The organism is Mycobacterium kyogaense, from assembly GCF_003254575.1.
GTDB classification, from domain to species: Bacteria; Actinomycetota; Actinomycetes; order Mycobacteriales; family Mycobacteriaceae; genus Mycobacterium; species Mycobacterium kyogaense.
Genome location: NZ_QJUA01000008.1, coordinates 125,915 through 138,708 on the forward strand (window position 1 = coordinate 125,915; position 12,794 = coordinate 138,708).

Here is a 12,794-nt window from a genome sequence, read left to right on the forward strand (position 1 = left end):
CCGGCGATGACGACCACCCATCAGGCGATCGCGAGCTGGAGCGAGATCACCACCGACGTCTCGACCTACTGGTGGATCTATCTGTCGATGCCACTCATCGCGGCTTTCGTGGGCTGGAGCACGAAGTTGGTCGCCGTGGAAATGCTGTACCGGCCACTGGATTTCAAGGGTTGGGGAATTTTCGGTTGGCAGGGCATCGTGCCACGTCGAGCCGGCAAGGTCGGCTCGACGACAATCCAGTTGCTCACCTCCAATCTGCTCAAGCCGGAAGAACTCCTCGACCGGTTCGATGTCGACGACGCCTTGGATCGACTGCAGGAGCCGCTCAACGCGGCGATCGAAGAGATCATCCGGGACCTGGCCGAAGAGGTACGGCCCGGACTCTGGGACAGCCTGCCCGAGGCCGGTCGCCGCGCTGTGCGCGATCGGATCGTCGCTCAGATCCCTGCGCTCACCCAGAATCTGATGACAGAGATCAAGTCCGATCTCCCCCGTTACCTCGACATCCAGTTCCTCTCTGTGACGACTCTGGTGCGCAACAAGGAGAAGCTGGTCAAGCTGATGCGCAGCGTCAGCACCGATGCCATGGCGTTCGTCCGCCGCAGCGGCATCTATTTCGGCTTCGTCATCGGCCTGGTGCAGATGGTGGCCTGGGCGTTGTTCCAGAACCCCTGGATCATGCCGGCTTTCGGGTTCGCGGTCGGCTTCATCAGCGACTACATCGCCCTGAACATGCTCTTCCGGCCCATCTATCCACGAAAATACCTGGGCTTCTTCACCTTCCAGGGGCTCCTACATGCGCAGCGGGAGAAGATCACCCGCGACTACGCGAAGATCCTGGCCGACGATCTGTTCGCGCCGGACCTCCTGTTCGACGCACTGATCAAGGGGCCCGGCTCGGACAAACTCTTCGCCCTCGTCACTCGCGAGATCGAGGCGGCGATCGACAGGCAGGCCGGCGGGGTCGCCGCACCCATCGTCGCACTGGCCGTCGGCACGAAGCGGTATCGAGCCATGAAGGACCGGGTGGTGACGCTCGTCCTCGAGCGCCTCCCGTCGACGCTGTCCGAGGCGCAAGGCTATGCCGCCGAGGTCATCGATCTGGAGAACACGATCATCGACAAGATGAGTCGGCTCACCAACGAGGAGTACGAGTCGATCCTGCGGCCGGTGTTCAAGGACGACGAGCCCCTGATGATCGCCGTCGGTGCCGTACTCGGCGGCGTGGTCGGCGAACTCCAGGTTCAGATCATCGAACTCGTCACCCGCTGAAGCGCAGGTGGGTCAGAGACGGTCGGCGAACCGTGCGGCCAACCCGGAGAGCGTGGACTCGATGCCCTGGGCGTTCTTCTTGTGGTAGCCCGTCAACTCGATGAAGATCGGCAGCTTGGCGGTGGAGTAGTCGAACGTCTCGGTCACCTTGGTCACTCCCGGCCCGACTGCGGCGAGTTCCCAGCGCCAGCGGTGACCGAGCGGATGCTGCCATTCGACGAGATGATCATCCTCGACCGCGGTGGCGGTCGAGGTGATCTGGTAGGGCACGCCGAACTGCTTCATCCCGACAGTGAACTTGTCGCCCACGCTCAACCGGTGCGGCCCCTTCACCTCGGCGTCGCGCACGGTGCCCGAACCGTCGACCTCGTGATGCCGGTGCGGATCCACCAACAGCGCGAAGATCTCCGCCGCCGGGGCGCTGACCTGAACACTGCGGCTCACCGCATGGGGGCCGGCATCTTCTTTCTTGACCGGTGTCGTCGTAGCCATGTCGCCGTCATACCCACGGCACCGGGCGGTCAATCGGTCAGATCAGCCCTTGGCGCTACGCAGCTCGTGCGACAGCGCCTCGAGTTCGTCACCGCCCGCCATCTCCTGAGTCAGGTGCTCGAGTGTGATGTCGTCGTACGTGCAGTCCAGCTTCTGCCGGCCACGGTTGAGCAGGACGAAGTGGTCACCGACCATGTGCGCGTGGTGGGGGTTGTGCGTGATGAACACCACGCCGAAGCCGGCCTCCTTGGCCGCGGTGATGTATTTGAGCACCACCCCGGACTGCTTGACGCCCAACGCCGCCGTCGGCTCGTCGAGGATCAGCACCCGCGCTCCGAAGAAGACAGCACGGGCGATAGCCACACACTGGCGTTGCCCGCCCGACAGAGAGCCGATGGGTACGTCCACATCGGGCAGATCGATGCCCATCTTCGACAGCTCGGTCAGCGTGGTCGCCCGCATCGCGTTCGCGTCCAACGAGAACGGGAACGTTTTGCGTCGCAATTCCTGGCCGAGGAAGAAGTTGCGCCACACCGGCATCAGCGGCACGACCGCCAGGTTCTGGTACACCGTGGCGATACCCTTGCCCAGCGCCTCGGCCGGTGAAGCGAACTTCGTCGTTTCACCGTCGACGAGCAGTTCACCTTCCGTCTGCTGATGCAACCCGGCGATGATCTTGATCAGTGTCGACTTTCCGGCACCGTTGTCACCGAGGATGCCGGTCACCTCGCCGGCGTGCACGCGCAGACAGATGTCTTTGAGCGCGGTGATGTTGCCGTAGGACTTGCCGACGTTTCGCAACTCGACCAGCGGTACCTTTCCGCCGGACGGGGTCTCGCTGCTGGGCTTCTCCATGGAGATGGTCATCTCATCACTTCTTTGCGGCGTAGTTGCGGAAGGCGTTGTTGGCGATGACCGCGAACAGCAGCATCGCGCCCAGGAAGAACTTGAACCAGTCGGGGTCCCAGCCGGCGTACACGATGCCCTGGTTCGTCATGCCGAAGATGAACGCGCCGATCGCGGCGCCGATGGCAGTGCCGTAGCCGCCGGTGAGCAGGCAGCCACCGATGACGGCGGCGATGATGTAGAAGAACTCGTTGCCGATGCCCTGACCGGACTGCACGGTGTTGAAGGCGAACAGCAGATGCATGCCGACGAACCAGGCACAGAAACCGACGAACATGAACAGCCCGATCTTGACCTTGGTGACCGGAACACCCACGGCGCGAGCGCTGTCGGCATCACCACCGACGGCGAAGATCCAGTTGCCGATCTTCGTCTTGAACAGCACCCAGGTCGCGATCGCGGTGAAGATCAGCCACCACACCACGGTGATGCGGATGCTGACGCCGAACAGCGTGAACGACGACGCGAACACCTTCTGCGCAGAAGCGAAACCGGCCATGTCGCTGACACTCTGGGTGGCCACCTGGCCGGCGACCAGCTTCGTGACGGCCAGGTTGATGCCGGCCAACATGAAGAACGTACTCAGCGTGATCAAGAAGCTGGGGATTTTCGTCCGCATCACCAGCCAGCCGTTGAAGAAGCCGACGGCCAGCGAAAGGACCAGCGCCAGAGCTGAACCCACCCACAGGTTCAGGTGCAGGTTGTAGGCCAGCATCGAGGCCGCCAGCGAGCTGAACGTGACGGCGACACCTGAGGACAGGTCGAACTCGCCGCCGATCATCAGCAGTGCCACCCCGCACGCCATGATCCCGATCGTGGAGCTGGCGTAGAGGACCGTGGCCAGCGACGCCGCCTCGCGGAACGGCGCGGCGACGACGAGGAAGAACACGAAGATGCCGATCGCGCCGATGCCGGCACCCATCTCCGGTCGAATCAGGATGCGTTGCAGCCGGTTCCGTTCCTTGACCCGTTCGTCGCGCACCACCTTGTGGTTGCCGACGTCGAGCGCCTCTTGAGTGGTCATCAGCGCGTCCCACCCTTGGCATAGTCGGCCACCGCGTCGATGTTCGACTTGTCGATGAACGCGGGCCCGGTCAGCGTCGGCTGCCCGCCACCGATCACGTTGCCGTTGGTCAGGTACAGCCACAGCGAGTCGACGGCGAGGTAGCCCTGCAGGTAGGGCTGCTGATCGATGGCCCACTGGACGGTGCCGTCCTGGATGGCCCCCACCAGGGCGGCGTTGGTGTCGAACGTGCCGATCTTCGCCTTGCTGCCGGCATTGCCGGCCGACTGGACGGCGGTCAGCGCGAACGGGGCGCCCAGGGTGACGACGTAGTCGACGGCGGGGTCCTGCTGCAGCTTGGCGGTGATGGTGGACTCGACCGACGGCATGTCCTTGCCGTTCACATTGAGCGTCTCGGTGGCGGGGAATTTGTCCTTGACTCCGGCGCAGCGGGATTCCAGCCCGACATGCCCTTGCTCCTGGATCACGCAGATCGCCTTCTTGGCGCCCTCGCCGGTCAGGCGCTCACCGACGGCCTGGCCCGCGATGAACTCGTCCTGCCCGAAGAACTCCTTGACACCCATCGCGCTCCAGGCATCCGCGCCGGCATTGAACGCCACGACCGGAATCCCCTTCGCTTCGGCTGCTTTCACCGCGGCCTGCATGGCGTCGGGTTTGGCCAGTGTCACGGCGATCCCGTCGACGCCGCTGTCGACCGCGGTCTGCACGAGGTTGGCCTGACCGGGCGCCTCCGGGTCATTGGAGTAGCGCAGCTCGATGTTGTCCTTCTTGGCCGCGGTCTCGGCGCCCTTGCGGATCAGGTCCCAGAACGAGTCGCCCGGCACCTCGTGGGTGATCATCGCGATCGTCTTGCGCGGGGTGTCGACGGTGCCTCCGCCTCCACCGCCTTCGCCCGAGCCGGCAGGCTTTCCGCCCGTCGACGAGCACGCTACGAGTCCGATCGCCAGAACGCCGGTTCCGGCCAGCGTCGCGAGCCGCTTGAACGTCATCACATCTCCTTGCTGTTCAGGTCGTGGAGACCATGCGGCGCCGGACATCTGTGAAGATGTGCCTGGCGCCACGCCTCAAAGTCGATGTAATACGGCTCACAGCCGAAAGTCAATACTTTGTCCTGACATTAGGACTGCATGTCATAGTGTCGGAGCCAGGAAAGGGGTGCCGCAATGACCTTCCAGCTGTCCGTGTGCGCCGAGATGGTGTTCCGCGACCTGCCGATCATCGAGCGCGTCAAGCGGATTCACGAGCGCGGCTTCGGCGTCGAGATCTGGAGTTGGCACGACAAAGATCTCCCGGCACTGGCCCGCACCGGCGCGACATTCACGTCGATGACCGGCTACCTGCGCGGTGATCTGGTGGATCCGGCGAGCTGCGACGACGTCGTGCGCACCGCGGAACAGAGCCTCGACGCCGCGGCGGCGCTCGGCATCACACGGCTGAACCTGCACACCGCCGAACTGGTCGACGGGCAGGCCGCACGTCCCCGCGGGCGGGCCTCGGGTCAGATGTGGCTGACCGCCTCACGCACCTTGGCACGCCTCGGCGAGTTGGGCGCGGCCGCGGGCGTGACCTTCGTGGTGGAGAACCTGAACACCATCGTCGATCACCCCGGAGTGCCCCTGGCCCGCGCCAAAGATGTTCTCGCGCTGGTGGAAGGCGTCGCACATCCGAATGTGAAGATGATGCTCGACCTCTATCACGCCCAGATCGGCGAGGGGAATCTGATCGAGCTCGTGCGCCGCTGCGGCGATGCGATCGGCGAAATACAGGTGGCCGACGTGCCGGGACGGTGTGAGCCCGGCACCGGCGAGATCAACTACCCGGCGGTCGCAGCGGCGCTGCGCGAGAGCGGCTACACCGGGACGGTCGGCATGGAAGCGTGGGCGTCCGGCGCAGGCGAGACCGGGAGCGAGATCGCGCTCGACGCGTTCCGCGCGGCGTTCGCCTGAGTCAGCGGTCGACCAGCGTCGTATCGAAGTAGTAGCGCGACGCGCGATAACCGTGATTGCCGAACTCGACCGCGGCGCCGGAATCGTCGAATGCGGTGCGAGCCATCGTCAGCAGCGGCGCGTTCGGCTTCTCGTCGAGCAGATGCGCCTCGGCGCGGGTGGCGCCGCGCGCGCCGATCCGCTGGCGCGCCAGCCGGATGTGAACGCCTCGCGCCCGCAGCGACTGATAGAGCCCGTTCTTCTCCAATTCCTCTGCGTCCGGCGCGATTTCGACGGGTAGGTGGTTGGTCATCACCGCCAGTGGCTCGCCGTTGGCGCACCGCAGCCGGTGAATCGACACCACCTCGCGATCGAGGGCCAGGTTCAGCTCGCGCGCGACGTCCTCGTCGGGAGGCCCGACCCGGTAGTCGAGCAACGTGGTGGTCGGCTCCTGCCCGGCTCGCGCGAGGTCGTCGAACAGGCTGGTCAGCTCGACGCGCCGATGCACCGGGTTCTGGACCACCTGCGTGCCGACGCCACGCTTGCGGACGAGGAGGCCCTTGTCGACGAGCTCCTGGATGGCTCGCCGCGTCGTCGGTCTCGACAGCGCCAGCCGCTTGGCCAGCGCGAGTTCGTTTTCGAAGCGGTCCCCCGGAGTCAGTTCGCCATCGCGGATCGCGGCCTCGATTGCTTGCGCGAGCTGGTAGTAGAGAGGCACAGGACTTGACCTGTCGAGCTCCACGGTCAGCGGCACGTCGGCTCCGATCTCGAGTTTGCCGGACCGTTGCAGCCTAACACCGAATGGCACAAAGATAGAATGTCAGGACAAAGTCTTGACATTCCAATGTGTCCAGGGGCACAGTCAGAGGCAGCCACCCACACCCTTCTCGTCGGAGTGACTTGTGATGAATTCTGAGCAATACGATGTCCTCGCCATCGGGCGCAGCGGTGTCGACGTGTACCCCCTGCAGGTCGGCGTCGGCCTCGAGGACGTCGAGACCTTCGGCAAATTCCTCGGGGGCAGTGCGGCCAACGTCGCCGTCGCCGCAGCGCGGCTCGGCAATCGCACCGCGTTGATCTCGGGCGCCGGCGACGACCCGTTCGGCCGGTTCGTCCGGAATGAACTCGAACGCCTGGGCGTGGACAACCGCTACGTCGCGACCCATGGCGAATTCCCGACGCCGGTCACGTTCTGCGAGATCTTCCCGCCCGACGACTTTCCGCTGTACTTCTACCGCAAGCCGAGTGCGCCCGATCTGCAGATCACCGTCGACGACATCGACGCCGACGCAGTGCGCAACGCCCGGCTGTTCTGGGCGACGGTCACCGGCCTGTCCGAAGAGCCTAGTCGCGGTGCGCATTTCGCTGCTTGGCACGCGCGAGAGCGGAGACCGCTGACCGTGTTGGACCTCGATTACCGGCCGATGTTCTGGGACTCCCCCGCCGCGGCCACCGAGCAGGTCCGCAAGGCGCTTGCGCACGTGACCGTTGCCGTCGGAAACCGGGAAGAATGCGAGATCGCCGTCGGCGAGTCCAACCCTCATAAGGCCGCTGACGCGCTGCTCGATCTGGGCGTGGAACTCGCCATCGTCAAGCAGGGTCCGCGCGGTGTGCTCGGCAAGAGCCGCCGATCATCGGTCACGGTGCCTCCCAACGAGGTCGACGTCGTCAACGGCCTGGGTGCGGGTGACTCGTTCGGCGGCAGCCTGTGCCACGGACTGTTGCACAACTGGCCCCTGGAAAAGACCCTGCGTTACGCGAACGCCGCCGGCGCCATCGTCGCCGGACGACTCGAATGCTCGACCGCCATGCCGACGGCCAGCGAGGTCGCCGAACTGGCCGAACAGACCGCTGTGGAGGCCGTCAATGTCTGATGCACTGTGCCGTGATCACTCGGCGATCACCGATCTGCGGGCCACCGATCCCGGCGCCGTCGCGCGCGCCTGGCAGAACAGAACCACCCGACCCACGATCCGCGGTAACGGCCGCCTGATGATCGTGGCCGCCGACCACCCGGCTCGTGGCGCGCTCGCCGTCGGTACCCGCCCGACCGCGATGAACAGCCGCACCGATCTCCTCGACCGGCTCTGCGCCGCGCTCGCCGACCCCGGTGTCGACGGGGTACTCGCGACCGCCGACATTCTCGATGACCTGCTGCTGCTCGGCGCGCTCGAGGACAAGGTGGTGTTCAGCTCGTTCAACCGGGGCGGGCTGGCCGGATCGTCGTTCGAGCTCGACGACCGGATGACCGGCGCCACCGCAGCATCCACCGCAGCGGCCGGGATGAACGGCGGAAAGATGCTGTGCCGCATCGATCTCGACGACCCGGGCACCGTCGCCACCCTCGCCGCCTGCGCCCAGGCCGTCGACGAACTCGCCGCCCACGGCCTGATCGCGATGCTCGAACCCTTCATGTCGTCTCGGGTGAACGGCAAGGTCCGCAACGATCTGTCACCGGACGCGGTCATCAAGTCGGTGCACATCGGACAGGGCCTGGGCTCGACGTCGGCCTACACCTGGATGAAGCTGCCCGTCGTCGACGAGATGGACCGCGTCATGGAATCCACGACCATGCCCACCCTGCTCCTGGGCGGAGATCCGACAGATCCCGACGAAGCGTTCGCCAGCTGGGAGAAGGCGTTGGCCCTGCCCTCGGTGCGCGGCTTGATCGTCGGCCGCACCCTGCTCTATCCGCCCGACGACGACGTCGCCTCGGCCGTCGCGACCGCGGTGGCGATGGTCCGATGAATTCCACGCTGTATGTGCCCGCGGGCAGTGCCCCCGCACCGTTCACCGTCGCGATCACGCCGGAGGATGCCGGATGGAGCGAATCATCCCTGCACGTGGTCGATCTCGGCGATGGCGACGAGGTGTCGATGAGCACCGGCGAGACCGAGGTGATGATCCTTCCGCTGGCCGGTGCCGCCACCGTCGAGTGCGGTGGTGAGACATTCGCGCTGTCGCCTCGCGTCTCGGTGTTCGACGGGCCCGCCGACATGGTCTATCTGGGCATCGGGCAGCAGTACACGCTGTCGGGCCGCGGCCGGATCGCGATCTGCGGAGCCCGGGCAGCGACGTCCTTCCCGAACCGTCGGGTGGCGGCCGCGGATGTGCCGGTCGAGCTGCGGGGCGCCGGCAACTGCAGCCGACAGGTCCACAACTTCGGCACGGCAACGACGTTCGAGGCCGACTCCCTGATCGCCTGCGAAGTGCTGACTCCCGGCGGCAACTGGTCGTCCTATCCCGCGCACAAGCACGATGAGAACACCGACGTCGAAAGCCAGCTGGAAGAGATCTACTACTTCGAGGTCGACGACAGTCCAGCCGGCACACCAGGTTTCGGCTACCACCGGGTCTACGGCACCCCGGAGCGTCCCATCGAGGTGCTCGAAGAGGTCCGCAGCGGCGACGTCGTCCTGGTACCGCACGGCTACCACGGCCCGTCCATCGCAGCACCCGGCCACCACATGTACTACCTCAACGTGATGGCCGGCTCGGGCCCGAACCGCGCCTGGCTCATCTGCGACGACCCTGCACACACCTGGCTGCGCGCGAGCTGGGAGCACCAGCAGATCGATCCCCGCTTGCCGTTCACCCCGAGTCGAGGAGAGTGACCCGTGGTTTCCACTGCACCGAAGTCCACCGAGAAGCTCACCGACACCGAACCGACGGTGCGGCTCACCGTCGCGCAGGCGACGGTCCGGTTCCTGGCCAACCAGTACGTCGAGCGGGACGGGCAGCGGCAGAAGTTCTTCGCCGGGTGCCTCGGCATCTTCGGCCACGGCAACGTCGCCGGCGTCGGTCAGGCCCTGCTTCAGGACGAGGTCGACGCGCACGCCGCCGGTGTCGACCCCGGCCTGAAATACGTGCTCGGCCGCAACGAGCAGGCCATGGTGCACACCGCGGTGGCCTATGCCCGCCAGCAAGACCGTCTGCAGACCTGGGTCGTCACCGCCAGCATCGGTCCGGGATCGACGAACATGCTCACCGGCGCGGCGTTGGCCACCATCAACCGGTTGCCGGTTCTGCTGCTGCCGTCCGACACCTTCGCGACCCGCGTGAGTTCTCCTGTGCTGCAGGAACTCGAGCTGCCCTCGAGCGGCGACGTGACGGTCAACGACGCATTCAAGCCACTGTCGCGGTACTTCGACCGGGTGTGGCGTCCGGAGCAGTTGCCCGCCGCACTGCTGGGTGCGATGCGGGTGCTCACCGATCCCGCCGAGACGGGCGCCGCCACCGTCGCCCTGCCCCAGGATGTGCAGGCCGAGGCTCATGACTGGCCGGAATCGCTGTTCGCCGAGCGCACCTGGCACATCGCACGACCCCTGCCCGAGCGATCGGTGATCGCCCGCGCCGCTGAGGTGATCCGGTCGGCGCGCACGCCGCTGATCGTCGCCGGCGGCGGCGTCATCTACTCCGGTGCCAACGATGCGCTCGCCGCGTTCGCCTCCCAGACCGGCATCCCGGTGTGTGAGAGCCAAGCCGGCAAGGGATCCCTGCTGCACGAGCACCCGCAATCCGTGGGCGCGGTCGGTTCGACGGGCACGACGGCGGCCAACGCGTTGGCCAGCGAGGCCGACGTGATCATCGGAATCGGAACAAGATACAGCGATTTCACGTCGGCATCGCGCACCGCGTTCAACAACCCCGATGTCCGATTCGTCAACATCAACGTCGCATCGTTGGACGCCGTCAAACAGGGCGGGATCAGCGTGGTCGCCGATGCGCGTGAGGCGCTCGAGGAGCTGGCCCGCGCGGTCGGCGACTACACGGTCGGTGACGAATACCGTCAGCGCACAGTTGATCTCGCGGCGGAGTGGAACGACACCGTGTCGCAGGTGTATCGCACCGACGACGGTGCCCCGCTGAACCAGAACCAGGTCATCGGTCTGGTGAACTCGCTCTGCGATCCGCGCGATGTCGTCGTGTGCGCGGCCGGATCGATGCCGGGCGACCTGCACAAGCTGTGGCGCATGCGTGACCGCAAGGGCTACCACGTCGAATACGGCTTCTCGTGCATGGGCTACGAGATCGCCGGCGGAATCGGCGTACGGATGGCCGCTCCTGATCGCGACGTGTTCGTGATGGTCGGCGATGGGTCATACCTGATGATGGCCACCGAGCTGGTGACTGCCGTGCAGGAAGGCGTCAAAGTCATCCCGGTGCTGGTGCAGAACCACGGTTTCGCCTCGATCGGCGGGCTGTCGGAATCGCTGGGCTCGCAACGCTTCGGCACGGCATACCGGTACCGCGGTGCGGACGGCCGGCTCGACGGCGACACTCTTCCCGTCGATTTGGCCGCCAACGCCGCCAGTCTGGGCGCCGACGTCATCCGGGCGACCACGGCCGCCGAGTTCACCGATGCGGTCAAACTCGCCAAGGCCAGCGACCGCACCACGGTCATCTATGTCGAAACCGACCCCCGCATCTACGCACCGGACAGCCACTCGTGGTGGGACGTTCCGGTCAGCGAAGTGTCGACGCTCGACTCGACACAGCAGGCCTACCAGCGCTACGCGGACTGGAAGAAGGTCCAGCGTGCCTTGATCACTCCGTCCGACCGCCCCTGAACACCGAGGAAGAGCACACATGAACACCATTTCGCATTGGGTCAACAACGAGATCTTCAGCGGCGCCGGTGGTTCCACTGCGCCGGTGACGAATCCGGCGACGGGTGAGGTGACGGGTCAGGTCGCGTTGGCCTCGGTCGAGGACGCCCGCGCGGTGATCGACGCCGCAGCTGCGGCATTCCCCGCCTGGCGCGACACCTCGCTCGCCAAGCGCACGCAGGTGCTGTTCCGGTTCCGCGAACTGCTCAACGAGCGCAAGGGTGAACTCGCCGAGATCATCACCAGCGAACACGGCAAAGTCGTCTCCGACGCGCTGGGCGAAGTCGCCCGCGGCCAGGAAGTCGTCGAGTTCGCCTGCGGCATCCCCCACCTGCTCAAGGGCGGGTTCACCGAGAACGCCTCGACCAACATCGACGTGCACTCCATCCGCCAGGCCCTGGGCCCGGTCGGCATCATCTCCCCTTTCAACTTCCCCGCCATGGTCCCGATGTGGTTCTTCCCCGTCGCCATCGCCTGCGGCAACACCGTCGTGCTCAAGCCGTCCGAAAAGGATCCGTCAGCCGCGCTGTGGCTGGCCGCGCTGTGGGCCGAAGCCGGCCTACCTGCCGGGGTGTTCAACGTTCTGCAGGGCGACAAGACCGCCGTCGACGAACTGCTCACCAACCCGAAGATCAAGAGCGTCTCGTTCGTCGGATCCACCCCGATCGCGCAGTACGTCTACGCCACCGGCACCGCCGCGGGTAAGCGCGTCCAAGCCCTCGGCGGGGCGAAGAACCACGCGGTGATCCTGCCCGACGCCGATCTGGACCTGGCTGCCGACGCGATGGTCAACGCCGGCTTCGGCTCCGCCGGCGAGCGCTGCATGGCCATCTCCGCATGCGTCGCGGTCGGACCCATCGCCGACGATCTGGTCGCCAAGATCGCCGAGCGCGCCGCCACCATCAAAACCGGTGACGGCACCAAAGACTCGGACATGGGCCCGCTGGTGACCAAGGCCCACCGCGACAAAGTCGCCTCCTACATCGACGCCGGCGAAAACGCCGGAGCCAAGGTCGTTCTCGACGGCCGCACCGTGATGAGCGAGGCAGGCGCCGAGCGGGACTCAGCCGGGTTCTGGCTGGGCCCGACGCTGCTCGACAACGTCACCCCCGACATGAGCGTCTACACCGACGAGATCTTCGGCCCCGTGCTGTCGGTCGTGCGCGTCGAGACCTACGACGAAGCACTGCAGCTGATCAACACCAACCCCTACGGCAACGGCACCGCGATCTTCACCAACGACGGCGGCGCCGCCCGCCGCTTCCAAAACGAAGTCGAAGTCGGCATGGTCGGCATCAACGTGCCGATCCCGGTTCCGATGGCCTACTACAGCTTCGGCGGCTGGAAAGCCTCCCTCTTCGGCGACAGCCACGCCCACGGCCTGGACGGCGTCCAGTTCTTCACCCGCCAAAAAGCCATCACCACCCGCTGGCTCGACCCCTCCCACGGCGGCATCAACCTCGGCTTCCCCACCAACTGAAATCCACCGAAACTGCGGGGAGATCGCCAATTGGCTCGACTATGCGATCTCCCCGCAGTCTCGGCGCACACGCGATCGCGCGGAGT

General features: G+C 65.9%; 12 protein-coding genes. 7 read left to right on the plus strand and 5 right to left on the minus strand.

The window, feature by feature from the left end; genetic code table 11:
- Positions 1–6: 6 nt before the first annotated feature.
- The gene (locus tag DMB80_RS08720) at positions 7–1,272 is read left to right on the plus strand and encodes a DUF445 domain-containing protein (protein WP_111509521.1); all 1,266 of its coding nucleotides are present in this window, start codon (positions 7–9) and stop codon (positions 1,270–1,272) included.
- Positions 1,273–1,284: 12 nt separating this feature from the next.
- On the opposite strand, the gene DMB80_RS08725 is transcribed toward DMB80_RS08720, so the two are convergent.
- The 4 genes from DMB80_RS08725 to DMB80_RS08740 are packed head-to-tail and all read right to left on the minus strand — an operon-like array spanning position 1,285 to position 4,683.
- Positions 1,285–1,764: an SRPBCC family protein gene (locus tag DMB80_RS08725; RefSeq protein ID WP_111509479.1), complete on the minus strand. Its 480-nt coding sequence runs from the start codon at positions 1,762–1,764 to the stop codon at positions 1,285–1,287.
- 42 nt (positions 1,765–1,806) lie between these two features.
- Positions 1,807–2,631, minus strand: a complete 825-nt coding sequence (locus tag DMB80_RS08730) for an ATP-binding cassette domain-containing protein (protein WP_111509480.1) — start codon at positions 2,629–2,631, stop codon at positions 1,807–1,809.
- A gap of 4 nt (positions 2,632–2,635) precedes the next feature.
- A complete protein-coding gene (locus tag DMB80_RS08735) occupies positions 2,636–3,694 on the minus strand; it encodes an ABC transporter permease (protein WP_111509481.1) in 1,059 nt (352 codons plus the stop codon).
- Positions 3,694–4,683 carry a substrate-binding domain-containing protein gene (locus tag DMB80_RS08740; RefSeq protein ID WP_046364009.1) on the minus strand — a complete coding sequence of 330 codons (990 nt, stop codon included), beginning with the start codon at positions 4,681–4,683 and terminating at the stop codon, positions 3,694–3,696. The genes DMB80_RS08735 and DMB80_RS08740 overlap by 1 nt, the downstream gene beginning before the upstream one ends.
- Positions 4,684–4,857: 174 nt before the next feature.
- Between DMB80_RS08740 and DMB80_RS08745 the strand changes: the two genes are divergently transcribed.
- Positions 4,858–5,640: a TIM barrel protein gene (locus tag DMB80_RS08745; RefSeq protein WP_111509482.1), complete on the plus strand. Its 783-nt coding sequence runs from the start codon at positions 4,858–4,860 to the stop codon at positions 5,638–5,640.
- Position 5,641: 1 nt separating this feature from the next.
- Here the strand turns inward: DMB80_RS08745 and DMB80_RS08750 are convergent, their stop codons facing one another.
- Positions 5,642–6,373, minus strand: a complete 732-nt coding sequence (locus DMB80_RS08750) for a GntR family transcriptional regulator (RefSeq protein ID WP_111509522.1) — start codon at positions 6,371–6,373, stop codon at positions 5,642–5,644.
- Positions 6,374–6,524: 151 nt separating this feature from the next.
- On the opposite strand from DMB80_RS08750, the gene iolC reads away from it, so the two are divergent.
- From iolC to DMB80_RS08775, 5 genes are read left to right on the plus strand one after another with little or no spacing between them, the layout of a single operon-like run.
- Positions 6,525–7,493, plus strand: coding sequence for a 5-dehydro-2-deoxygluconokinase (iolC, locus tag DMB80_RS08755; RefSeq protein ID WP_046364011.1), 969 nt, complete (start codon positions 6,525–6,527; stop codon positions 7,491–7,493).
- Complete coding sequence (locus DMB80_RS08760; protein WP_111509483.1) at positions 7,486–8,367, plus strand: Cgl0159 family (beta/alpha)8-fold protein; 882 nt, start codon at positions 7,486–7,488, stop codon at positions 8,365–8,367. Before iolC ends, DMB80_RS08760 begins: the two co-directional genes overlap by 8 nt.
- On the plus strand, positions 8,364–9,233 hold the full coding sequence (gene iolB / locus DMB80_RS08765) for a 5-deoxy-glucuronate isomerase (protein ID WP_111509484.1): 870 nt from the start codon (positions 8,364–8,366) through the stop codon (positions 9,231–9,233). The genes DMB80_RS08760 and iolB overlap by 4 nt, the downstream gene beginning before the upstream one ends.
- A 3-nt stretch (positions 9,234–9,236) precedes the next feature.
- Positions 9,237–11,189 (plus strand): 3D-(3,5/4)-trihydroxycyclohexane-1,2-dione acylhydrolase (decyclizing), encoded by a 1,953-nt coding sequence (gene iolD, locus DMB80_RS08770; RefSeq protein ID WP_111509485.1) that lies wholly within the window; start codon positions 9,237–9,239, stop codon positions 11,187–11,189.
- 19 nt (positions 11,190–11,208) lie between these two features.
- Complete coding sequence (locus DMB80_RS08775; RefSeq protein WP_111509486.1) at positions 11,209–12,708, plus strand: CoA-acylating methylmalonate-semialdehyde dehydrogenase; 1,500 nt, start codon at positions 11,209–11,211, stop codon at positions 12,706–12,708.
- Positions 12,709–12,794: the final 86 nt, after the last annotated feature.